The 23842-nt window shown below is 34.1% G+C and carries 27 protein-coding genes; 18 read left to right on the top strand and 9 right to left on the bottom strand.

What is annotated here, in order from left to right:
* Window positions 1-152 precede the first annotated feature (152 nt).
* A complete protein-coding gene (locus tag AC1Q51_RS26315) occupies window positions 153-1073 on the top strand; it encodes a substrate-binding domain-containing protein (RefSeq protein WP_139213340.1) in 921 nt (306 codons plus the stop codon).
* Between the two features lie 65 nt (window positions 1074-1138).
* Here the strand turns inward: AC1Q51_RS26315 and AC1Q51_RS26310 are convergent, their stop codons facing one another.
* Together AC1Q51_RS26310 and AC1Q51_RS26305 are read right to left on the bottom strand one after the other, a co-directional pair.
* Window positions 1139-1240: a DUF3948 family protein gene (locus AC1Q51_RS26310; protein ID WP_001060018.1), complete on the bottom strand. Its 102-nt coding sequence runs from the start codon at window positions 1238-1240 to the stop codon at window positions 1139-1141.
* Window positions 1241-1494: 254 nt separating this feature from the next.
* Entirely contained in the window at window positions 1495-2361 is an 867-nt protein-coding gene (locus AC1Q51_RS26305) for a LysR family transcriptional regulator (protein ID WP_023520844.1), read from the bottom strand.
* Between the two features lie 127 nt (window positions 2362-2488).
* Between AC1Q51_RS26305 and AC1Q51_RS26300 the strand changes: the two genes are divergently transcribed.
* On the top strand, window positions 2489-3457 hold the full coding sequence (locus tag AC1Q51_RS26300; protein ID WP_142316442.1) for a DMT family transporter: 969 nt from the start codon (window positions 2489-2491) through the stop codon (window positions 3455-3457).
* 21 nt (window positions 3458-3478) lie between these two features.
* Entirely contained in the window at window positions 3479-3619 is a 141-nt protein-coding gene (locus tag AC1Q51_RS26295; protein ID WP_000894065.1) for a YrzO family protein, read from the top strand.
* 60 nt (window positions 3620-3679) lie between these two features.
* Here the strand turns inward: AC1Q51_RS26295 and AC1Q51_RS26290 are convergent, their stop codons facing one another.
* Entirely contained in the window at window positions 3680-3775 is a 96-nt protein-coding gene (locus AC1Q51_RS26290; RefSeq protein ID WP_001059387.1) for a DUF3948 family protein, read from the bottom strand.
* Window positions 3776-4112: 337 nt separating this feature from the next.
* On the opposite strand from AC1Q51_RS26290, the gene AC1Q51_RS26285 reads away from it, so the two are divergent.
* The gene (locus AC1Q51_RS26285) at window positions 4113-4718 is read left to right on the top strand and encodes a lysophospholipid acyltransferase family protein (RefSeq protein ID WP_090978573.1); all 606 of its coding nucleotides are present in this window, start codon (window positions 4113-4115) and stop codon (window positions 4716-4718) included.
* A 72-nt stretch (window positions 4719-4790) separates the two neighbouring features.
* Here AC1Q51_RS26285 and AC1Q51_RS26280 read toward each other — a convergent pair whose 3' ends face one another.
* Complete coding sequence (locus AC1Q51_RS26280) at window positions 4791-4886, bottom strand: DUF3948 family protein (protein ID WP_001060007.1); 96 nt, start codon at window positions 4884-4886, stop codon at window positions 4791-4793.
* Between the two features lie 305 nt (window positions 4887-5191).
* Here AC1Q51_RS26280 and AC1Q51_RS26275 point away from each other — a divergent pair, with 305 nt between their 5' ends.
* The 5 genes from AC1Q51_RS26275 to AC1Q51_RS26255 all read left to right on the top strand — a co-directional run bounded on the left by AC1Q51_RS26275 (window position 5192) and on the right by AC1Q51_RS26255 (window position 9611).
* Window positions 5192-6169, top strand: coding sequence for a LacI family DNA-binding transcriptional regulator (locus AC1Q51_RS26275; RefSeq protein WP_001273903.1), 978 nt, complete (start codon window positions 5192-5194; stop codon window positions 6167-6169).
* A gap of 161 nt (window positions 6170-6330) precedes the next feature.
* Window positions 6331-6660, top strand: a complete 330-nt coding sequence (locus AC1Q51_RS26270; protein WP_090978572.1) for a PH domain-containing protein — start codon at window positions 6331-6333, stop codon at window positions 6658-6660.
* Between the two features lie 118 nt (window positions 6661-6778).
* Entirely contained in the window at window positions 6779-7615 is an 837-nt protein-coding gene (locus tag AC1Q51_RS26265) for a YitT family protein (RefSeq protein ID WP_000248045.1), read from the top strand.
* Between the two features lie 138 nt (window positions 7616-7753).
* Window positions 7754-8110, top strand: coding sequence for a YxeA family protein (locus AC1Q51_RS26260; RefSeq protein WP_000728423.1), 357 nt, complete (start codon window positions 7754-7756; stop codon window positions 8108-8110).
* A 736-nt stretch (window positions 8111-8846) separates the two neighbouring features.
* The gene (locus AC1Q51_RS26255) at window positions 8847-9611 is read left to right on the top strand and encodes a TatD family hydrolase (RefSeq protein ID WP_053565421.1); all 765 of its coding nucleotides are present in this window, start codon (window positions 8847-8849) and stop codon (window positions 9609-9611) included.
* 116 nt (window positions 9612-9727) lie between these two features.
* On the opposite strand, the gene AC1Q51_RS26250 is transcribed toward AC1Q51_RS26255, so the two are convergent.
* The gene (locus tag AC1Q51_RS26250; protein ID WP_492331805.1) at window positions 9728-11377 is read right to left on the bottom strand and encodes a DUF2334 domain-containing protein; all 1650 of its coding nucleotides are present in this window, start codon (window positions 11375-11377) and stop codon (window positions 9728-9730) included.
* 240 nt (window positions 11378-11617) lie between these two features.
* Between AC1Q51_RS26250 and AC1Q51_RS26245 the strand changes: the two genes are divergently transcribed.
* A complete protein-coding gene (locus AC1Q51_RS26245; protein ID WP_098251195.1) occupies window positions 11618-12151 on the top strand; it encodes a transglycosylase SLT domain-containing protein in 534 nt (177 codons plus the stop codon).
* Window positions 12152-12184: 33 nt separating this feature from the next.
* On the opposite strand, the gene AC1Q51_RS26240 is transcribed toward AC1Q51_RS26245, so the two are convergent.
* Together AC1Q51_RS26240 and AC1Q51_RS26235 are read right to left on the bottom strand one after the other, a co-directional pair.
* Window positions 12185-12946 (bottom strand): DUF4931 domain-containing protein, encoded by a 762-nt coding sequence (locus tag AC1Q51_RS26240; protein ID WP_098235941.1) that lies wholly within the window; start codon window positions 12944-12946, stop codon window positions 12185-12187.
* 136 nt (window positions 12947-13082) lie between these two features.
* Window positions 13083-13211 (bottom strand): hypothetical protein, encoded by a 129-nt coding sequence (locus AC1Q51_RS26235; protein ID WP_053565418.1) that lies wholly within the window; start codon window positions 13209-13211, stop codon window positions 13083-13085.
* A 420-nt stretch (window positions 13212-13631) separates the two neighbouring features.
* Here AC1Q51_RS26235 and AC1Q51_RS26230 point away from each other — a divergent pair, with 420 nt between their 5' ends.
* Together AC1Q51_RS26230 and abc-f are read left to right on the top strand one after the other, a co-directional pair.
* Window positions 13632-13766 carry an RAxF-45 family protein gene (locus AC1Q51_RS26230; RefSeq protein WP_098284244.1) on the top strand — a complete coding sequence of 45 codons (135 nt, stop codon included), beginning with the start codon at window positions 13632-13634 and terminating at the stop codon, window positions 13764-13766.
* A 73-nt stretch (window positions 13767-13839) separates the two neighbouring features.
* Window positions 13840-15771: a ribosomal protection-like ABC-F family protein gene (gene abc-f, locus AC1Q51_RS26225; RefSeq protein WP_141541711.1), complete on the top strand. Its 1932-nt coding sequence runs from the start codon at window positions 13840-13842 to the stop codon at window positions 15769-15771.
* A gap of 340 nt (window positions 15772-16111) precedes the next feature.
* Here the strand turns inward: abc-f and AC1Q51_RS26220 are convergent, their stop codons facing one another.
* On the bottom strand, window positions 16112-16309 hold the full coding sequence (locus AC1Q51_RS26220) for a hypothetical protein (protein WP_000369254.1): 198 nt from the start codon (window positions 16307-16309) through the stop codon (window positions 16112-16114).
* A gap of 368 nt (window positions 16310-16677) precedes the next feature.
* Between AC1Q51_RS26220 and AC1Q51_RS26215 the strand changes: the two genes are divergently transcribed.
* From AC1Q51_RS26215 to AC1Q51_RS26195, 5 genes are all read left to right on the top strand, one after another.
* Complete coding sequence (locus AC1Q51_RS26215) at window positions 16678-18405, top strand: ABC transporter substrate-binding protein (protein WP_000730676.1); 1728 nt, start codon at window positions 16678-16680, stop codon at window positions 18403-18405.
* Between the two features lie 108 nt (window positions 18406-18513).
* A complete protein-coding gene (locus tag AC1Q51_RS26210) occupies window positions 18514-19470 on the top strand; it encodes an ABC transporter permease (protein WP_000860687.1) in 957 nt (318 codons plus the stop codon).
* Window positions 19471-19482: 12 nt separating this feature from the next.
* Complete coding sequence (opp4C, locus tag AC1Q51_RS26205) at window positions 19483-20406, top strand: oligopeptide ABC transporter permease (RefSeq protein ID WP_000447957.1); 924 nt, start codon at window positions 19483-19485, stop codon at window positions 20404-20406.
* 10 nt (window positions 20407-20416) lie between these two features.
* The gene (locus AC1Q51_RS26200; protein WP_065229648.1) at window positions 20417-21397 is read left to right on the top strand and encodes an ABC transporter ATP-binding protein; all 981 of its coding nucleotides are present in this window, start codon (window positions 20417-20419) and stop codon (window positions 21395-21397) included.
* Window positions 21394-22359, top strand: coding sequence for an ABC transporter ATP-binding protein (locus tag AC1Q51_RS26195; protein WP_063546235.1), 966 nt, complete (start codon window positions 21394-21396; stop codon window positions 22357-22359). The genes AC1Q51_RS26200 and AC1Q51_RS26195 overlap by 4 nt, the downstream gene beginning before the upstream one ends.
* Before the next feature lie 34 nt (window positions 22360-22393).
* On the opposite strand, the gene AC1Q51_RS26190 is transcribed toward AC1Q51_RS26195, so the two are convergent.
* The gene (locus AC1Q51_RS26190; protein WP_000766424.1) at window positions 22394-23266 is read right to left on the bottom strand and encodes a Cof-type HAD-IIB family hydrolase; all 873 of its coding nucleotides are present in this window, start codon (window positions 23264-23266) and stop codon (window positions 22394-22396) included.
* 441 nt (window positions 23267-23707) lie between these two features.
* Between AC1Q51_RS26190 and AC1Q51_RS26185 the strand changes: the two genes are divergently transcribed.
* A complete protein-coding gene (locus AC1Q51_RS26185) occupies window positions 23708-23815 on the top strand; it encodes a DUF3948 family protein (protein WP_000664237.1) in 108 nt (35 codons plus the stop codon).
* Window positions 23816-23842: the final 27 nt, after the last annotated feature.

Genomic DNA, 23842 nt, shown 5'->3' with positions numbered 1-23842 from the left:
CCCCTTTCGTTTTGACACATCTAATTATAACTAAATATAACTAAATATAACTAGTTATAATTGAATATAATTTGAACATATATCTATTTTTAAAAAATAGGAGAAATATTCTTTTCTTTGTTACAATGAAAGAAGAAAGTGAGGAATCGTCTATGGATCATCATTCCTACACAACGGAAGAAGTAGCAAAGCGATTAAAAGTATCAAAATTAACTGTATACGACTTAATTAAAAAAGGAGAACTTCCTTCTTATAGAGTTGGTAGACAGATGCGCATTGATGCAGCAGATTTAGATCAATATATAAAACAAATGAAAACAGGAAAGGTACAAGTTACTCCTGTAAAAAACGATGGTAGTAGTATCTTGAACACGTGTATTATTAGTGGTCAAGAACTAACGTTAGATATGTTAGCTAAACGTATAGAAAATCGTTTGCCAAGTTCTAATGTTTTAAGGGCGTATCAAGGTAGCTTAACAAGTTTAGTGAAAATGTATCAAGGAGAAGGAAGTATCGTTAGTTTGCATTTGTTTGATGGTGAAACGGGTACATATAATGTTCCTTATGTAAAACGCATTTTAGTAGGCCAGCCATGTATTATGATTAATTTATTGTCCAGAAATGTAGGATTTTATGTCCAAAAAGGAAATCCGAAGAAAATAAAGACATGGGCCGACATATCTGGATCCACTATAAAGTTTGTAAATCGAGAAAAGGGTTCTGGTATTAGAGTGTTAGTGGATGAACAATTACGAATCCAAAAATTAAATAAAGCTGATATTAGTGGATATGAATGGGAAGAATCGAATCATCTGGGTGTTGCCACGCGAGTTGCAAATGGAAAAGCTGATGTAGGAGTAGGTTCAGAAAAGTTTTCGCAAATTGTAAATGTGGACTTTATTCCAATCATGAAAGAACAGTATGATTTAGTAATTTTGAAGAATAAAGAAAATGAAGAGCTGATTGAAGTCGTGAAAGACATTCTGCAATCGGAAGAATTTCATAATGAATTAAATGCAATTGGCGGATATGATATTACGAAAACAGGTCAAATAATATATGAAACAAACTAAAAAGCTGCTTGTCTATAAGACGAGCAGCTTTTTCTATATATAAAGGGGTTCGGGGAAACAAAGTGTTAAACAAGACCTTGAGCAAGTGTATAAATGAAAGCCGTAAGAAGAGTAGCTCCACTTGCAAGTCCGATAAAGTCTGATTTGTTGAAAGTAATGTTGTTCATTATAATCTCTCCTTATTTGTTTAATGTAGTTGCAACAGCTTTTGCATCGACAAGTGCGGATAGCACCATGCCCATTGTATTTAAAAATTTATTTGATTTCATATTGTTCATCATGCGTATCCGCTCCTTTTCGAATTGTAGTTGCCCTGCTTATGTCTTAATTATAGGAAATATGTCCACTTGCAACTATCGAATTAGCTTACGAAAGACTTACACTTTTGTAAGAAAAAAAGACATTCATGTAAGAATGTCTTTCACAGCATATTGATATGATGATGTTCTTCAATTGTTTTTAAAAAACTACGCATTGAATTCGTCATATAGCTATCTTTGCGGCGTATGAAAACCGTTGAAATACTGCCGTATTTTTCAGGAATTGCATGACAATGCACCTTACCTGCTTTAGAAAGATGATGGACAGCAGACTGTGGTACGAGTGTAATTCCGAGGCCGAGTGCAACGCTGTTTAATATTGTCTCTAATATATTGAATTCCATAATTCTTTTTGGTAGCAAACCTTCGTCTTTCAGCCATCGTTCTAGTTTGGAACGGTATCCGCATCCTTGGTTAAAAACGAGTAGAGGCGTTGTTGTAAATTCTTCTATATGAAAAGCTTTATTTTGTGTTACAAGCATTAATTTTTCTGTACTAACATCGTATTGTTCGATTAGTGGATGTTTAATAGGACCTGATATAAAGGCACCATCTAATTGATGATCAAGTACTTCTCTAATTAATTCTTCTGTTAGACCCGCTTGTAATGATAAATCGACATTCGGATAGCTTTTATAGTAAGAAGATAAAATGGTAGGCAGTGTACTTACTGTTTCGACTGTACCGATTTTTAATATACCGGAGGGTGTTTCGCTATCTAAAAATACTTGTTTTAGTTCGTCGACATCTTGCAAAATTTTACTAACATAAACGAGCATTTTTCTTCCTTCAGCTGTTAAAGTCATTCCTCGTTTATGGCGGTAGAAGAGTGGGGTTTTTAATTCGTTTTCTAGTTGTTTAATACGTGCAGTTACATTTGATTGTACATAATTTAATTCCTTTGCTGCGCTACTTACACTACCCTGGTCGGCAACGCTTTTAAAGATTTGTAAGTCTCGTAATTCCATTTTGTAATCCCCCTTGATGTTAACTATCATTATAAATGATAGTTAACATCATTTTGAATCATTTTACGTGATATATTTTTTCTTTTACAATTCTCTTTGTGCAAATAGAAAGAAACGGGGGATTGCGGTGAGAAGAGGTCAAATGATATTAGGGGCTTTAGCGTGTTTAATTGCGAGTATGTCATGGGGAGCGATGTTTCCAGTTGCTGATCATGCGCTAGAATACATAGATCCATTTTATTTTTCGCTTATTCGTTATGGAGCAGTGGCGATAATGCTGATTGTATTGTTGTTAATGAAAGAAGGAAAACAGGCATTTCGTTTAGAGGGAAGAGGAAAGTTACTCGTCTTTTTTGGAACGATGGCATTTACAGTATATAATGTCCTCATATTTTTAGGGCAAATGTTAATGGGTAAGTCGGGTGTAATGGTAGCTTCCATTATGGAATCACTTATGCCGATGATTTCTATTTGTATTTTATGGGGATATAAGCATATAAAACCGAAGAAGTATATGATAACGAGTATGGTTATTGCTTTTGTAGGAGCTGTGTTTGTTATTACAAAAGGTGACATGAGTTTCTTTGTAACATTGAAAGATAATATGTTCTCATTAGCATTTATATTTATTGGTGTTGTAGGCTGGGTTATTTATACGATGGGTGGTCAAACGTGTAGTGATTGGTCAACATTACGTTATTCTACGTTGACGTGTGTATTCGGTACGACTGTTACAGGAATTATAACGGTAATTATTACGTCGCTTGGATATGTTTCAGTTCCTGGTATGGGAACGATTTCTATTGTGAAGTACGATTTGTTATTTATGATGACATTGCCAGGTATTGTAGCGCTACTTGCTTGGAACTATGGTGTGAAAATTTTATCATCCATTAATGGGATTTTATTTATTAATTTTGTACCAATTACGACTTTAGTTATTATGATGATGCAAGGGTATCAGATCACAATGTTTGATATTATAGGGACTGTACTTGTTATTGCAGCGCTTATTCGCAATAACGTTTGTCAGAGAAAAGAAGAAAATATAAATAAGAGAGTTTTACAAGAAGAGCAATTACGTCAAGCTGTTTAATAGGCAAATGGAGGATTTCACATGTTAGAAAGTTTATTGTTTTTCTTCGCCGTCGGAGTTGCCTGTGAGCTTGCAGCAATTAATCGAAATGGTCGTAAAAAGATAAAACAACAAGCTGAGCTGATACAGCTTTTAAAAGAATTGAAAGAAAGAAAAAATTAAAAAGACGACCGGGCATAGACGGTCGTCTTTTTCTATATAAAGGGGAAAGGGGACACAAAGTTATACAAGCGTAGCAGCGTAAATGAAAGCAGTAAGAAGAAGAGAGCCGCTAGCTAATCCTAAAAAATCTAATTTGTTAAAAGCAATGTTATTCATAATACATTCTCCTTACTTGTTTAATGTAGAAGCAACAGCTTTTGCATCGAAAAGAGCCGATAATACCATGCCCATTGTATTTAAGAAATTGTTCGTTTTCATTTTGTTCATCATATTGATCCACTCCTTTTCGAATAATTGTTGCCCTGTTTCTGACTTAATTGTATGAAATATAGTAAGAAGTAACTATCGAATTAGCTTACAAGAAAATTACACTTTTGTAAGAATTGAAATTTAACAATTCATCCTTAATTTTATTACCAACTCCTAAAACTTAGTGTTATAATTATTATAAGAATATGATTATACTTCGGATGTTTAGAAAGGAACGAAATAAATGTATAAACCAATTACATTTTTGTTGAAATATATATTTAAAACAGCTGGGAAAGTAGAAGTGCAAGGAAGAGAAAAGCTACCAGAAGGTGGACCGTATGTTGTTGCATGTACACATACAAGTTTTATGGATGTATTAATGTTAGCTACAGGGATGTATCCAACTCAAATTCATTACATGGCCAAAAAAGAATTATTTGAAGGGAAATTCAAAAATTGGTTCTTTAAAAATGTAAATGCATTCCCTGTAGATCGTGCGAATCCAGGACCAAGTACACTTAAAATTCCATCACGTTTATTAAAAGAAGGAAAGGTAGTAGGGATTTTTCCGAGTGGAACAAGATCAGCGGAAGATGTTTCATTAAAAGCGGGTGCTGTGACAATTGCGATGCGTTCTAATGTTCCGTTAGTACCAGCAGCTTATGTTGGTCCATCAAGTGTAAAAGAATTAATAAAGGGGAAAAAGGCACAATTGATTTTTGGAGATCCAATTCAAATTGAGGCTGGGAAACAAATAGATCGAAAAACCGCTATGAAAATGATGACAGATCAATTAAATGAGAAGTTTGAGGAGTTAAAAGAAGCTTTGCAATCAAATCAAAAATAAGAAAAGACGACCGGGCATAGACGGTCGTCTTTTCTATTACTATTTATAATAAAGGGGAAAGGGGACACAAAGTTATACAAGCGTAGCGGCGTAAATAAAAGCAGTAAGAAGAAGCGAGCCACTAGCTAGTCCTAAAAAATCTAATTTGTTAAAAGTGATGTTATTCATAATATATTCTCCTTACTTGTTTAATGTAGAAGCAACAGCTTTTGCGTCGATAAGAGTGGAAAATACCATGCCCATTGTATTTAAGAAATTGTTCGTTTTCATTTTGTTCAGCATATTAATCCGCTCCTTTTCGAATAGTTGTTACCCTGTTTCTGACTCCATTGTATGAAATGTTGCGGAAAGTAACTATCGAATTAGCTTACAGAAAAATTACACTTTTGTAAGAGAAACGAATGAAGGTGTAATGATAAGAAGATTTGACATATGTTCATGAGATTCATTAAGTTAAAGGTAGAGGTGAGTGTATGGCTAATATTAAAGATATTGCAAAGATGGCGGGAGTTTCAGTTACGACTGTTTCGAGAGTGTTGAATGATCACCCATATGTAAGTGAAGAAAAAAGGAAAGCGGTTATAGAGATAGTTGAGAAATTGAATTACTCGCAAAACGCAAATGCTGTTCATTTATCAAAAGGAAAAACGAATATTGTTGGTGTGATTTTACCGTATATTAATCATCCGTGTTTTGATGCGATGGTGAGCGGAATGATGGAGACTGCGTTAGCGCATAATTACAGGGTGCTACTTTGCCAAACGAATTATAATAAAAAAGAAGAAATGAAAAGTTTACATATGTTAAAAACAAAACAATTGGATGGTCTTATTATTTGTTCACGTGCAAATGATTGGGAAACGATAGAACCGTATGCTTCTTACGGCGCAATAATTGCTTGTGAAGACAATGATATTTCAAACATCTCAAGTGTATATACGAATCATTCAGCGGCCTTTCAATTAGGAATGGATTATTTGATTGAGAAAGGTTATAAAAAAATTGGTTATTGCACGGGAAGGAAATTAGGGCCAAGTAGCCAAAAACGTTTTGATGTTTATAAACAGCAATTGCAATCTATAGACGAAGAGGTTAATGAAGAATGGATTTTTACAGAATGTTTTACACTAGAAGATGGTGTAAAAGTGGCTCATAAGTTAAAAGAGATGCAGGATCTTCCTGAAGCATTAATAGTAGCAGGTGATGAAGTTGCGATTGGGGTTATGACAGAGGTTGAAAAATTAGGGATTCAAGTTCCTGAGGATTTAGCGATTATTGGCTTTGATAATCAACCTATCTCGCAAGTGTTACAATTGACAACTATTGATCAAAATTTAAAGGAGATAGGGAAAACTGCTTTTGAAATGTTGCATAGAAAAGTGAATGACGAGAGTTCTGAACAAGAAAAGCTGGAAATTCCATACGAACTTGTGGAACGCTCTACAGTTTAATCGTAATCCGTTATGTGTATAATCGCATAACGGATTATTTTTTTGAAATATCTTTGACAGGAAACGCGTTTCATACTTTATAAAGGAGTTAAACCGGTCTGTAATAATCCATGGATTCTTTTCAAGTGTTAATGCAGTGAATAGAATTTGGAGGAATATGCATGAATGAACTTTTATCGAGTATGAAAAAGTATGTAGATGATGATGAAAAGATTCTGGCTTTTGTGGTAGGGATATTTGAGAAGGATAATTTTATATTATCGTATCAACATGGGGTTTTTGTTGCCACTACTAGACGTCTCCTTTTTTACGGGAAATTTCCGTACTATTCTTCAACATTTAAAGAGTATTCATATTTGCATATAGATAGCATAGATTTTTATCCGTATTTTGAATTTACTTGTAGTCATGAAACCATTCGCGCTAAGTATATTCAGAAAGGGAATGTGGAGCGATTTGTCCGTGCAGTTAGAGCAAATATGAATAATTAATCAACCCTCTGTTTAAACATAATATTTCAATTTTTAAGAGGGAAAATGCGGAATAAAAACCACTTCTAAACCTCTAGGAGATAGTGATACAATGTCAAATGGGGGGAGGGTATGAACTATGGTTAATCAACGTATAAAGGAAATAACACTAATTACAATTGGTTCATTATTATTCGCAATTGGTATTAATTACTTTGCAATTCCAAACCGTTTATCGGAAGGTGGAATTATTGGTTTAACGGTTGTTACGTACTACTTATTTGATTGGTCACCAGGAATTGTGAACTTTGCTATAAATGCAATTTTACTAGCTGTTGGTTATAAATTTTTTGATAAGAAAACAATGATTTATACAATTTTAGGGATTGTAGAAACATCTTTGTTTTTATACGTTACAGAACATATTGAGTATCATGTAAATAGTGATACATTATTAGCAGCTTTATTTGCTGGTTTATTTGTGGGCATTGGATTAGGCTGTATGTTCAAAGCCGGAGGTACATCGGGAGGATCAGCAATTTTAGCTCAGTTAGCAAATCAATATTTAGGTTGGAGTGTAGGGAAAGGCGTACTAATTATTGATATTGTTGTAATTGCTGGTTCTGTATTTATAATAGGGCAAGAAAAGGCGATGTATACACTTGTGGCTGTGTTCATTGGAGCGAAGGTGATTGATTTCATTGTAGAAGGAATGGACACAAAAACGGCTGTTACGATTATTTCGAATCAACCAGATTTAATTCGTGAAGCTATTACGAAAAATATGACACGCGGTGTTACTGTATTAGAAGGGCGCGGCGGATATACTGGTAAAAATAAAGAAGTTTTATATGTTGTTATTAATAAACAAGAGCTTGTTAAGTTAAAACAAGTTATTAGCCGGGTAGATGAAGATGCTTTCGTTGTTATACATGATGTACGTGATGTACTTGGCGGTGGCTTTAAAGCAAGCTAAAAGGTGAACGAGTAAATTCGTTCACCTTTTTTAATTCTTACAAAAATGTAAGTGTAATGTAATGAGATTCAATAGTAGATTTTATTCCCCCTTTTTAAAATGGATGTATATATATCCTGCAGAGGAGGAATGTTTATTATGAAGAAAAAAATGATCACTACTATAATAGCGATGATAGTGATAGTAGTAATGTTACTGCCTACGAAACTTGGACCGGTTATCGATAAATATAATCCATTTTATAAGACGAAAGAATACTATACGGTTGTGAATACAATTGGTCAGCATATCGGTGATGAGTGGTATGAATATGAATTTATTGCATTCGATGAACGTGGTAGAGAGCAGAAAATAAAGAAAACGGTTAAGCATATGTTAAAGAGAGATGAAGCATTAAAGGTTTTTGCAAAAGGGCGTTACGGTGAGTCCATTGAAGAGATTGAGGTTGCAAATATTCCTATAAATGCGAAGAGTAAACTTTTAACGGTGAGATAGCGAAATATACCCCCAGCTATTTTTTGTCGAAAATAAAAATACTGGGTAAGGGTATTTTTAAGGTTAACAAAAAAGCCTTAGTCCATATAGACTAAGGCTTTTTTGTTATATAAAGGGGAAGGGGGTACATTGTAGTAGCATGGGTGAAAGGTATAAGAAGAGTAGCTACTAGCAATGTAATTTGGTTATGTGATTGTTCTTCTTATTTGGCTTACTTTCTAACTTTATTGTACGAAATATAAGTAAGGAGAACTATCGAATTACATTACACATAACTTACAAACATGTAAGCCTTCTGTAATGTAATTCGATAGTTAAAAGATAGTAATTTTCATATAGTGTAACTAGAAAGTATCAATGTATTACTTTCTGTTTGTAATGAAGAATGAAAAACCAACTAATTTTTAATAATCCTCATCTGAATAAAGATGGGGATCTTTTTTAAACCTTACAACATTGTAAGGTTTACGTAAGTTAATTCGATAGTAAATTTGTCATATTTTTTGCATAATAGATACAGATAGAAAAATAATTAGGGATCTAGTAAGAAGGGAGAAAAATGGGATGCGTAAAGAAGAAGTAGTGAAGTTACCAATTAAAGATTTCTGTAGCTACTTTACTGTTGCCGTAGTGTGTATTGGATTATTTGATATCATAACAAACTTAATTGTTAAATAATATAGATGCTAAAACAAGAAAGGAAGTCCTTTCTTGTTTTTTTTATGGGGGCATAAAGATGAAATGGATTGATAGTCATATACATGTTGATCAATATAAGGATGAAGAGAAGAGCAGATTACTAAAAGAGGTGGAAAATAGTAAAGAAATAAAGGGGCTTATTGCGGTATCTATGAATTATCAATCTTGTAAGGAAACGTTATCTTTAGCGAAGAAGTATCCCTTTATATATCCAGCGATAGGGTTTCATCCAGAGCAACAGATTCATAAAGAAGAGTGTGAACAGATTTATCAACTTATTGAACAGAACGCAGAGGAAATTGTTGCGATTGGTGAAGTAGGTTTGCCCTATTATTTGAGAAAAGAAGATGAAAGAATTGCTGCAGATCCATACATAGCTGTATTGAAAAAATTTATAGAACTAGCTAGTAAGTATAATTTGCCGATTGTATTACACGCAGTTTATGAAGATGCTGACATTGTATGTGATTTGCTAGAGAAATATAAAGTTTCACGTGCACACTTCCATTGGTTTAAAGGAAGCGATGAAACAATGAAACGGATGATGAGAAATGGTTATTATATTTCGATTACACCGGATGTTTTACATAAGGAGAAGATTAGAAAAATCGTTTCGTATTATCCGCTTGAATATATGATGGTAGAAACAGATGGTCCGTGGGAATTTCAAGAGGATGTTATAACGCACCCAAGAATGATTCGAGAGGTATTAAAGGAAATTAGTTCTATAAAAAACATATCCATTGATAAGGTCGCAAAAACAATATATGAAAATACAAGTCAATTTTATTTGAAAGGATAGGGGAATTATAGTTTTAATCATGTAACGGAAAAAGTAAAAGTTGAATTTATTTAGTAAAATGCCACGGTTTGATATATGACAAAAAACCACCAAGCGTTCCGCTCGGTGGTTTTGTATTAGGATTCTAATTTTTTCGCACGTTTTAATAATAAAAGAAAGACAATGATAACGAATCCTAGTATAAGGAAGAAGCCATATTGCTTTATATAATCAATTATGTCATTTGCACTTGTTGTTTTTTTAACGTGAATGCCGTCTTTATTCGTAGTAATATGAATATCTTTCATTTTTACTTCATTCTTTTCCTTTTGTAAATCAATCCATTCTATATTTGGAATACTCTCTAGATCCTTTAACACTTCTTTTAATGGTTTCACACCTAAGTAAGGATGATAGAATGCTCCAATAATCCCATCGGATAATTTAGCAACAGATAAAGCATTTGCTTTCATTTTAGCAATAGCTTGTGGCTTATCTTCTTCAATAAAACCGACTGTTTCAGGCATTAATTTCATTCCATGTAGAAATGATGGTGTACTTCTATATGCTGGAGAGTGCATGGATTTCCAAGTTGTATCACTTAACTGTAGTTGTCCTACATAAGTTGAAAAGTATCTTGATAATATTTCATACCCTTTTTGAGACATTGTGTAATGAGGTGCTTCAAAGGCGACAGGATATAGTTTAGCATCTACAAGTTCTTGAATCCCCTTTTCGATATGATCTGTCGTATATTTTTCCTCAAACTCTTCCCCTTTTTTTACATATTGGTTATATGACTCTATATTTGGAAATTCATCTTTTCTCTTCGGTTTTTCATGTTTCGATTGGCGAATTGGTTGATCCGTCTTTACGTCCCAAAATTCAAAACCTTCCCCAGTTTCACTATCATAAAATTGGTGAGTGTAACCATGCATAATAATCGCTGCGCCATCATCTTGCATAGAGCGTAAAAGATCGACTAGTTCGGGTTTATCTTTTAAATGTAGTGTTTTACCTGTATCTGGATCTGTATATACAGGAATAACAGTGATCATGTAAGGGATCTTCTTCTCTTTTAGTAATTCAGCAATTTCTTTCAATTGATTTATATCTGCTGCTGGGTGAACATCCTCAAGACGTAAATAAGCTAATTTTTTATTGGTTTCGGGTTTTTGCTGAAAATAAGAAAATAGGCTTTCGCCAATATAATAAGATATCCAATCAAAGAGGTTAGAAGTAGCTACATAATAAGAATTATTTTGCTGTACAATTAATGGATAAGTATTATTTCCTCTTAAAGCATGTGCGAGAATTGTTCCGTTTGTATCAAGTTGTTTAATTGATCTTTCTTCTTCTAATATATTCTTTAGTTTACGTGTTGGATATTCAATTGTATCAGAGTTTATATCTTCATTTTTAAGTGTGATAAATGAAAAACGAGTAGATAACTGTTCTATATTTTGACCTAAAACTAGTAATGGTCCTGGGAAGCCTTCTAGAAATTCCTTTGCTTCAGTAGAAAGTTCTTCTTGTTTTTCACCCATGTAAATAACATGTGTATACGAAGATTTATCAGTTATTTCAGCTAACTGTTTTATGTTTTTAATTGTTATATTATTAGTGAAATGCCCTACTTGTGTATTAAGTATTTGGATATCGCTTGTAATTTGATCATCGTTTGAACTATATAAAATAAGGGTTTTTGGTTGTTCAGTTTTTTGTGCGGAAATAGGGACAGGAATTAATAGTAGTAAACTAAATAAGAGTAACAGCCATTTTTTCATATTATTATTCTCCTAGTTTATATTTAGAATTCAATTTACAATTATATACAATAAATGCGTTATAGTCTATGAAAGTTACATTTTTGCACGTATTTACCAGCTGTTTTTTCACAAAATCGGTCTAAAGCATGATGATAATATGTATAGTTATTTGCTATGATAAAAGAGTAATAGAATGTAGGTAATTGTAAAGGGAAGGCTGAAAGGGGAAAAATTTCAGCGGAGAAAGAGGTAGAGGTAGTGAAGAAATTCTTTGTAGGATTTTTAGTTGTTCTTGGAGTATATTTATATTTCCAAGGAAAGTCTGAAGGAATGGATAAGCTAGTGAATGGAACAAGCTATGTTGATTCAGAAGAAGCAAAACAGGTGAAACAAATCATTATAGAGGAAGCGAAGAAAGTAAATCTTCCGGAATGGATACCTCTTGCAATTGCTGAGCATGAAAGTCGATTAAATCCAAGGAGTGTTGGAGATAATGGAACTTCATTCGGATTGTTTCAACTGCACCGCGGCGGCGGGCTTGCACCAGAAAATTTAACTGATGATGAGCTAAAAGATCCACGTACAAATGCACAAATTGCAATGCCGCATTTACTGAAAGGATATAAGCGCGGGGTGCAAAAAGGTTTGACTGATTTTGCATTACTGAAATATATAGCGAATACATCTGGATGGCCAGGGAATTTAGGGCCAGAGTGGACGGATAATAACATGAAGTATAACATCGGATTAGAAGATGTGTACTATCGAAATAAAGGTGTAATAAAAGAGTAGGTTTTAACCTACTCTATTTTTTTGATAATCGTGTCATTTTGTGAAATACTCCGCTAGTTGTATTTTTACGTCTTCTAGTTTTGTAGAAACTTGAGGTATTTTATATCCTACATACAGCGGTGAAACGACAAACCTAGGAACAACTTTACAAATAATTTTTCCATTTAAGTAATAGAAGAATAAGTTATAACTACTGCATCCTTTATGGAAATCTGTCAGTATGTAACGTACAGTTTGCTGAATGTAATTTGCCATATCATCTATATATGAAATATTATCAATGATTATATTGAATTCAGTGAAGCCAATAATGGGACGCTCTGAAATGTTAAGCTCAATGCGTTCGTTTTTTTGAACAATTACCCCTTGGAAATTTTCTTCTTCAATATTTTCAAGATAATCTACATGTTTCATTCCGATAATTTGCATGTGTGCATGATGCAAACTTCCACCTGAAAATGGACCGTGATTTTTGTATAAAATCACAGACGCGAACTCTTCTTTCTTCTGTAAGTGTAACCAATGTTGAATAGAAAATTGCATTAATTTCCGCATATGTTCTTCTGTATATGTTGCGATATGATCTTCGCAATTATCGGTTTCAATTAACACTGTTTGAAATGTATCTTGTAATGTAGGAAATTTATTTTTTAACCAAATAATAGAACCATCAGTTGTTAAAATATCCGTTAAATGTTCTTTATCGCAAAATGGACATGCAGCGCTTCTATTCCGAATACTTTCTGGTTTTTGTTTACCGATATCGTTTAAAAAATATAGTTGTTGTGTATCCATTTATATATATGCCCCTTTAAAATATGTGTAAAAATCCCGCTTAATACATTCGGGAAAAGGAGAAGGAAATCCTCTAAAGGCAATAGAGAAAAAATAAAAGACAAGATATCCTCATTACGATAGGGTACCTTGTCTTTTATTTTTTCTCTAATAGTGTGTATGGATAATATAGAACATTTTCATTATTTCTCTTTTTTCTATTTTTTATTGTGTATAAAGTAATTGCTGTGCTTGCAATTATAATAATGGCTTTCTTCATATTCATATACCCCTTTTTATTGTTGGTTTAATTCTTGGCTAACTGCTTTTGCATCGACTAAAGCGTGTAAAATCATTTTCACCATGTTTATCATATTTCTTCACTCCTTTTTATAGTTCATTTAGTTCTTTTACAACTGCTTGTCCGTTCACTAATACCTCAAAGATTGCTTTTACGATTTCTTTCATCATGTTTGTTTCCTCCTTTTGTTTGTCTCTCTTGTTTACATCTTTATTGTATAGGGAGGCATCTTTTCGTACTATCGCTTTCCATTACGTGAACATAACAGTTTTGTAAGATTTGATGTCACTTATTGAAATGTTTAGTCTATCTTCATTATTTTCAGAAAAATGACTATTCAAACATGAAATTGGAAAGTATAATAAAGAAGTAAGTATTAAATTCCGTACGAAAGGGGTGAATGAGATGAAACGTTCTTTAGCTGCACGTGCCAAATTTTTAGATTTTATCTATTTTTGTCGTGCGATTTTTCATGATGTAGTTGTTAACGGGATACGTATGCTCTTTTTTAACAATTGCATAGTGACTATTGAACGATAGAAATCTCTTCACCCATTTTTAATAAACGTGTGAAAAGGGAGCTATTTGGCTTCCTTTTTCTATGCCGAAAACCATGGGGAATGTTTCTTTCTCATGGTTTTTTATATTGAAAGGAGTACGGAAAATGACTATTTGTAGTGTAAATAATGTAACGAAATCTTTTGGTGGAAACACTATATTTGAAAATATATCGCTTGAAATAAAGAATGGTGAACGTGTTGGATTAGTTGGTCGTAACGGTAGTGGGAAGACAACAATCTTTGGGCTTCTAACGGGAATGGAGAGTTTGGATGCAGGAGCCATTCATATGAAGAAAGGTACACGTATTGGTCATGTCGCACAAATTCCGAAGTTTGATGAGGCTATGACTGTATATGATGTATTGAGTTCTGCTTTTAAAGTAGAAAAGGAATTAGAAAAAGAAATGCATGCTTTAGAAAAAAATATGGCGGTGGAACAGGAACAATCTGCTTTGGAAAAGCTAATGGAGAGGTACGGAGTCATTCAAGAAAAATTTGCGTTTCTCGGTGGTTATGAAATCGAGGCAAATATAATGAAGGTAGCAAATGGCTTACAAGTGACAGACTTATTTTCAAGAGTATTTACGGAATTAAGTGGAGGAGAACAGACGAAAGTAAGCCTTGCATATATGCTATTGCAGAAACCAGATTTACTTCTATTAGATGAACCAACAAATCATTTAGATTTATTTGCAGTTGAATGGTTAGAGCAATTTTTAAAAGAATACACTGGAACAGTTATGGTTATTTCACATGATCGCTATTTCCTTGATGAAGTTGTAACGAAAATTTTTGATTTGGAAGATGGAGAGATTCACGTGTACCATACGAATTATTCTCAGTTCGTTGAGGAGAAGGAAGAAAGATTACTTCAAGAGTTTCAAGCTTATCAGGAGCAACAAAAGAAAATAAAGAAAATGAAAGAAGCAATTAAGCGTCTACGTGAATGGGCAAATCAAGCGAACCCTCCGAATGAAGGATTGCATAAAAGAGCGAGAAATATGGAACGTGCGTTAGAACGTATAGAGAAATTAAAGAGGCCAATTTTAGAACGAAAACAGATGGGTCTTCAGTTTGAAGGGCAAGAGAGAAGCGGGAAAGATGTTGTTGTAATGAAAGAAGTGAGTAAAGGTTTTGCTGGCCGACCTTTATTTGAACAAGCGAATTTACATGTTCGTTTTCAAGAGCGTGCGGCTATCGTTGGTCGTAATGGTACAGGAAAGACTACATTATTAAAACTACTATTAGAAGAAATAAATCCAGACGTTGGTGAAATTCGAATTGGTAGTAGTGTCAAAATTGGTTATTTATCACAGCATACGTATGGAAATGTGAAGAGTAATGTATTAGAAGCGTTTAGAGAGTATGTAGCTGTAACTGAAGGAGAAGCAAGGCATATATTGGCTAAGTTTTTATTTTATGGTCCAGCAGTATTTAAGAAAGTAACGCAACTGAGCGGTGGAGAAAAAATGAGGTTAAGACTTGCGCAACTTATGTATCAAGACATCAATTTTCTAATTTTAGATGAGCCGACAAACCATCTTGATATTGAATCAAGGGAAGTTTTAGAGGAAGCCCTTGAGCAATATAATGGAACAATCCTAGCTGTTTCACATGATCGTTATTTTTTAAATAAGTTATTTGAAAAGACGTACTGGATTGATGAATGTAAATTATTTGAGTTTGCAGGAAACTATGCATGGGCTCGTCAAAAATGGGAAGAAAAGCTTGAGAAGCAAGTAATAAAGCAAAAACGCCAAGGGAGAAAGAGTGTTGAAATGGTTCCAGTAAAAGAGAAAAAAGCTAGGAATCTTGAAGAGATTGAAAATGAGTTAATGCATGTAGAAGAAGATATATATGCAATAGAATGTGAAATGGAACATGTAGCTGATGTTGAAAGACTTGAAAAATTATATGAGGAAAAAACGATGAAAGAGTTGTTACGAGCGAAGTTATATAGTGAGTTAGAGAATATTGTGGAGTAAAGAGTAGAAAGCCACTTCCTTTCAGTTTTGCTGGAGGAAGTGGCTTTTTCATAATGATATTTTGCTTTAAAGATTAAATGAAGCGATGTGTTTCACGTGAAACAGTAACTTAGATAAATCCGTGTTTCTCAATTTGCATAGCTTGTGAAGCGTATGAAATGATAAGGTGAAAAATAAATGCCATTAGTGGCTTTTCAATAGGAGTAATCACAAAAACAAAGGCTAATTATTTCCCGAGAGATAAAGTGAAACTTTAATCAGTGGGGGGGTACTGCCCGGCAAATAGCGGGATAAATATGTGTAACAGAGACTAGTGATTGAAAACGAAAAGAGAGCAAAGTTACAGCTTTACGCGCTGAACTCTGCTCTCTTTCTGCGTGGCATCTTCTCTTGTTGAAATTATAATAGCGATCCCGAGCATGATAAAAAAAGCTAAAAAGAGGACGAACTTTGGGAAGAACGGGAATAGTAATAGCGCCCCGACTATCATAATTGTTAATAATACGTAGTGCAGGACGTATTGGAATAGGTTGTCCATATTTTCGCCCCCTTTTTGGTAATTGGTTATTAGTATTCTATGTTGCATGCTGAAGAAATAGAAGTAGATTTTTAAGTTTTTAATACGAATTATAGCTGAGTTTTCTTAAAGTATAAGGATAGAGTGATAATTTTGGGAAAATTCTCAAAATATTTATTTAGAAAGAATTGACAAAATATAATGAACGATATAAGCTAATAACCATAAAGTCTACCGGAAAGGTCGGAATAAGATTGTTACCCCTCAAAAACATCTATTTTTTTCTGATTAAAACCGACTTTTCCGATTGGCTATAAATGTGCTGTGGGAGGCATACATAAGCTAATAAGTTCAAAGGGTATAACTATTAAACAGTTAGGGTGGGGACAATGAAGAAAAAGACAAAAAAATGGGCTGGTGTATTTTCAGTATTACTTAGTAGTTCGCTTGTGTTATCTGCTTGTGGGGGACAGGAGGATACGGCTTCTACAGAACCAGTAAAAAAGCAGGATTTAAAAGATTCTAAGATTGAATCAATTCCAGCTACAGATAAAAAGAAAAGTCCAGAGAAAGCAAATCAACGAAAAGATACTTTCATTACAGCCATTTCTAAGCCAGGGGGAGTTTTCCTTCCGTATTTCCAAGATAATGGTTGGGATGGAAATGTAACGTCGGTTATTTTTGCTTCATTAGTAACAACAGACAAACAAAGTAAACCTGTTCCGGATCTTGCAGAAAAATGGGATATTTCTGCTGACCAGTTAACATATACATTCCATTTACGTAAAAATTTAAAATTTAGTGATGGGTCGCCTCTAACAGCGGATGATGTAGCATTTACATTAACACTACTTCATGATAAAGCGTATGAAGGTGGATTGGATATTGCTCAGTATGCTGTTAAAGGTGGGAAAGAATATAAAGAAGGAAAAGCAACTTCTATTGAAGGAATCCAAGTTGTTGATCCACAGACAATTAAAATTACAACTGAAAAAGTTAATTCACAGGCGCTAACGAATTTAGGTGGCCCAGTGCTATCAAAAGCTTATTATGGAAAAGATTATAAACAAAATACAAGTTTAGACTATTTAAAAGCATTATATGGGCAACCAATTGCAGCGGGTCCATATAAATTTGAAAAATATGTTCCAGGTCAAGAAGTCCGCTTTGTTGCTAACGAAAATTATTATGCAGGTAAACCAAAAATTAAAAACTTTATTTACAAAATCACATCAGGTGATACTGGATTCCAATTATTCCAAACAGGTGAACTGGACTATAGTGGATTTAGAGCGAACCCTGAAAATATAGACCAATTAAAAGGATTGGAGTTTGCAAATATTAATCTTGAATCATCAAGTGATATTGCTTATATCTATGTAAATAATAAGAAGTCGTATTTGAAAGATAAAAAGGTACGCCAAGCACTTACTTATGGATTAGACCGTAAGAAGTATGTGGATACAGCTTTACAAGGCTATGGCTCTGTCGCTAACGTACCAATTGCTCCAGTTTCATGGGCATATACAGAAGAAGGTATTAATAAATATCCGCACGACGTAGAAAAGGCTAAAAAATTATTGGATGAGGCTGGTTGGAAAGTAGGTTCTGACGGGGTTCGTGAAAAAGATGGTCAAAAATTAAAATTAACATACTACGCATCAAATACAGGTAAAACAAATGATATCTTTATTCCAATTGCAAAAGAAAGTTACAAAGAAATTGGTGTTGAATTAAATCCAGAGTTGATGGACTTTAATACGATGCTTTCAAAAGTAGGAAAAGGTGACTACGATTTAGCGGCAGTTTCAACACCAGGAATTAGTGATCCAAGTGAAGTTGTAAGTGAGTACTTATCAACTAATCCAAAAAGTGATACGGGTTATAATAATCCGAAAGTAGATGATTTGATTGTAAAAGGTATAGGAACGACAGATATTGAAAAACGTAAAGCGATTTATAAAGAGCTGTATAAAGAGTTAAGTGATGATCCACCAGTTATTTTATTAAACTATCGTAAACTACTTTATGCTCATAATGCACGTATAAAAGGAATTGATCCAGAAAAGTACGATAGCATCAGTTCCAACTTACCAGTGTTATCTATTGAACAATAAGGGTTGACCTAAATAATAGAAGACGTTTTTTCACACAGCAATGGAATGGTAGCTGTTTTGAAAAAATGTTCTTCTATTTTTAAGTAAATAGGATTGGGGAGACAAAAGGTGAAAACATATATCATTCGTAGGTTTCTACAAATGATTCCTACATTGTTTGGTACGTCTATTATTATCTTTTTCTTATTTGCACTCTTACCGGGTGATTATATCGATTCAAATCCAAAATTAACACCAGAGAGAGCTCAAGAATTAAGAGAGTTGTACGGTTTAAATAAACCGATTATTGAAAGGTATTTTCATTGGCTAGTGAATGCTTTGCATGGTGATTTTGGATTTTCTTTACAGTACCAAGAACCGGTAACTTCATTACTTAATAAATTCATTTGGAATACATTTATTGTTGCTGCTGCAGCTTTATTTTTCACTTGGATTATTGCTCTTATTATTGGGGTTATTTCTGCAACAAAGCAGCATTCTTGGTTTGATAGATTGGTAACAATCGGTGTCTTTGCAGCAATGTCATTTCCATCATTCTTTATCGGACTATTTTTAATTAAATTATTAGCAGTTGATTTAAAGTTATTACCTATTGGTGGCATGATTGATATTGGGAGTAACTCAACAGGGATAGCATACATATTAGAAGTATTACGTCATATGATTCTACCTGTATTTATTTTAACGCTTCTTGGTGTAGGATCGTTAACACGCTATTTTAGAACGGGCATGTTGGATGTTATTAGGCAAGATTATATTCGTACTGCTCGTGCAAAAGGTTTAAAAGAAAGAACCGTTATTTATAAACATGCATTGAAAAATGCAATTTTGCCAGCAATTACATTACTCGCTTTTGAATTACCGGGTTTATTTTCAGGAGCCATTATTATTGAACAGATTTTTAATTGGCCAGGGATTGGGAGTATTCAATTAGAAGCATTAAACTTTCGTGATTATACGGTATTAATGGCCTTTACAATGTTTCTTTCTTGTTTAACAATTATGGCTAATTTCTTAGCTGATATTGTCTATGCGTTTGTTGATCCAAGAATTCGATTGAAGTAAGGGGGGAAAGATATGGAGACTATTACACCTATAATAGAGAAAAAGAAAGAACGGAAAAAGAGAAATGAATCATCACCATGGCGCCAAGCGTATAAAAAAATCAAGAAAAATAAGATGGCACTGTGTGGCTTATACGTTTTAATATTTATGTTTTTATTTAGTTTTATCGGTCCAATCTTTTCACCGTATGCTGATGGGAAAGTACAAGTAACACAAATTAATAAACCACCCAGCCTGTCACATTGGCTTGGGACAGACCAGTTGGGACGGGATATTTTAACTAGACTTATGCAAGCAGGGCGTATTTCATTAACAATCGGTTTAGCGTCGATGCTACTATCCGTTATACTAGGAGCTCTATTAGGAGCAATTGCTGGTTTTTATCGAGGAGTTGTAGATCATTTAATTATGCGTGTTGCAGATGTGTTAATGTCCATTCCAGGATTACCACTACTTATTATAATGGGAGCAATTTTATCAGAATGGAAATTACCATCGGAGTACCGTTTATATGTTGTAATGATTATTTTAAGTTTAGTAGGATGGCCAGGACTTGCCCGTCTTGTGAGGGGACAAATTTTAACATTGCGGGAGCAAGCCTTTATGCAAGCGGCAGATGTATTAGGATTAAAAGATTCTCGGAAAATCATTCATCATCTAATTCCTAACGTCTTTCCGTTACTTATTGTTGTAGCAACTCTAGGTGTGGCTGGATCTATTTTAAGTGAATCCGCACTAAGTTACTTAGGTCTCGGCGTCGTCCCACCTACGCCATCATGGGGGAACATGATTAGCGCAGCTAACTCATTAATTGATTTCCAAAAGCGTCCGTGGTTATGGATTCCGCCTGGTTTTGCAATCTTTATAACAGTTGTATCAATTAATTTACTTGGTGATGCACTTCGTGATGCGTTAGATCCAAAGATGAGACGGTAGGTGAGAAGGTATGAGTAGAGCGGTAGTAGAGCTAAAAGACTTACAAACACACTTTCAAACGGAGGAAGGGACAGTGAAGGCTGTAAACCATGTTAGCTTTGCTGTTCGAGAAGGTGAAACGGTTTGTGTAGTAGGAGAATCAGGTTGCGGGAAGAGTGTAACGGCTTTATCTATTATGGGGCTTATTGCTGAATCTGGCAGTGTAGTAGGTGGAGACATTTTATATGAAGGAAAAAGTCTTTTAGGAATGAAAGAGAAAGAACTTCGTAGTTTACGAGGCAATGATATTGCGATGATTTTCCAAGAACCGATGACATCGCTAAATCCGGTCTTCACTGTAGGTGAGCAAATTGTAGAAACGCTAAGGGAGCATGAATTACTTAGTAAAAATGAAGCGTATAAGAAAGCAATTGAGTTAATTCGTAAAGTTGGCATAGCCCGTGCTAATGAAATTGTTCATTCTTATCCGCATGAACTGAGCGGCGGGATGTTACAACGTATTATGATTGCTGTTGCGCTTAGTTGTAATCCTAAGTTATTAATTGCAGATGAACCAACAACAGCTCTTGATGTTACGATTCAAGCTCAAATATTGGATTTACTAAGACAAGTGAAAGAAGAATTTAAAACGTCAATCTTATTAATTACACATGATTTAGGTGTCGTAGCAGAAATGGCTGATTACGTTGTCGTTATGTATGGCGGGAAAGTTATTGAAGAAGCTCCAGTACTAGAGATATTCCAAAATCCAAAACACCCTTATACGAAAGGATTGTTGAAATCAAAACCAGTAATGGGAAAACGAATAGATAAACTATATTCTATTCCAGGGCAAGTTCCGAATTTAGTTGGTTTAGGTGAGTTTTGCTACTTTAGTGGGCGTTGTGAGCATTGTATGGAAATATGTGAAAAAGAAGCCCCAAATCTAAATGTAAATGATGAAAATCATAAAGTAGCTTGCTGGTTATATGAGGAGCGTGCGGAACAATGAGTGAACCATTATTAGAGGTGAAAAACCTAAAGACATATTTTCCAATTAAAGGTGGCATATTTAGTAGAACGATCGGGCATGTAAAAGCAGTTGATGGAGTAAGTTTTACTATTAATAAAGGTGAAGTGTTTGGTCTCGTTGGCGAATCAGGGAGCGGAAAAACAACGATAGGAAAAACAATTTTACGTCTCGTTCAAAAAACGGAGGGGGAAGTGAAGTTTAAAGGGAAAGATGTTCATTCTTTATCCAAGGATGAATTGAGAAAACATCGCCCTAATATGCAGCTCGTTTTCCAAGATCCATTTAGCTCATTAAATCCGAGAATGAGAATTGGTGAAGCGCTTGGAGAGCCGATGTTGGCCCACGGATTAGCGACGAAAGAAAATGTTCGTGAAAAGGTAATTGAAGTATTGGAGTTATGTGGCTTAGCTCCTTATCATATTGACCGGTATCCCCATGAGTTTTCTGGTGGACAACGTCAGCGTATCGTAATAGCAAGGGCTATGGTATTAAATCCAGAATTCATTGTAGCTGATGAACCTGTGGCGGCACTAGATGTATCTATCCAAGCACAAATTATTAATTTATTTAGTGAGTTACAGGAGAAAAAGGGATTATCTTATTTATTCATTTCACATGATTTGAGTGTAGTAGAACATTTATGTACGAAAATCGGAATTATGTATTTAGGTACAATTGTGGAGACGGCGCCGCGTGATGAGTTATTTACCAATCCGCTACATCCGTATACAAAAGCATTGTTATCAGCTGTTCCAATACCAGATCCAACAGTGAAGCGAGAGCGAATTATACTAGAAGGGGATATTCCAAGTCCAGCAAGTCCACCTTCGGGTTGTCGTTTTCATACACGTTGCCCGTTTGCAACAGATGTTTGTAAAAAAACAATACCAGAATTTCGTAATGTTGGTGATAATCATTTTGTTTCTTGTCATCATGTATAAAAAAAGGACTCTTTCAAATTGAAAGAGTCCTTTTTTATTTACTAGATGAAGTTTGTTTCAATACAAATTGCTCGATTGCGTGAGCAACACCATGTTCATTGTTTGTTAGTGTTACAACATCACATAGTTTTTTTACATCTTCTTCAGCGTTGCCCATTGCAACAGATAAGCCTGCTACTTCTAGCATTGGTACATCATTAAAATTATCACCAATAGCAACTGTATCTTCAATAGGGATATTAAAATGAGCTGCCATCTGCTGTAGCCCGTTTCCTTTATGTCCATTCTTATCCATAATTTCTAAGTTAGTAGGAGCTGATGCTGTAACCATAATATCAGCGTCTTCTTGTAACACGCTTAATAGCTGTGCGCGATGCGCTGCATTAAATGTTGAAATGAAGAATTTAGATATTTCTAGTTCTTGGTTATTTACAACATCTTCTATTTTTTTGAAATCAGTAATTAGGTTTGATTTCTTTTGCTTTTCTGTAATTCGTTCAAGCTCCTCTAATGTAACATCGAGCGCATGCTTATTTTCTTCGAACGCTTGCATCACTTGATCTTGCCATGTATATGGAGAATAAACTCCTTTATTCGTATATAGCTTATATGGGAAACCTTCAGATTCTAGTAATTTTGCAAGTTTGTACACTTTGTCGTTTTGTATACAACGAGAGTTAATTACTTTTCCATCCACATAAACAATAGCCCCATTGCTTGCTCCGACTGGAAGAGATAATTTATATTCTTCCAATAGCTTTAAAGCATCCTCTTTCGCACGACCAGAACAAATCATTACAATATGACCAGCTTCTTGTGCAGTTTGGATTGCTTGTAGGTTTTCTTTGGAGATTTCAAGATTAGATGATAGTAGTGTACCATCCATATCTAATGCGATTAATTTCAAAATGACCACCTCTTTGTTTTTATTATACATAGTTATATAGAGGAAACATATAAACTTATCTTGGAAAGACGGTATTTTATCTCATATTAAAAGTAAGTAAAGATTAGATAGGTTTAGTGTCACTAAATAAACTGTTTGTAACAAAAATAGAGAGAAGGATGACTACATTTCACTTTATGACTTTAATATTACAAAAATGTTACAAGTGTGAGCTTAGTGAAAAGTGCATTAAATAAGGGTTTTTGGGGAGTGTTATAAAAAAACGTAAAAAAAGTGTAATAAATTTCACGTTATTATATTGCAACGTAACAATAGTTATGTTACATTAATGTTACAAACGTTACGTTATCAAATTTAATGTAACGTTAACATAAAAACTATGAAATAAACATTTCTTAGAAATTACATATAGATAACTTATGAAAAGGGAGGATAAATGATATGAAAGAGCAAGTATTACAAGTAACAAAAGGTGACTTCGTAGGATCAGCAAGTGGGGCGGTAGTATTAACAGCATTAATCGTATTTCTATCAAGCGTATTAGTATAATAGAAGTTTTGTAACAAAAGAAAAAGA

This window comes from Bacillus sp. MT94, from assembly GCF_058792475.1.
Note: the sequence above shows the minus strand (reverse complement) of the source record. Positions and strands in the feature narration are given on the sequence as shown.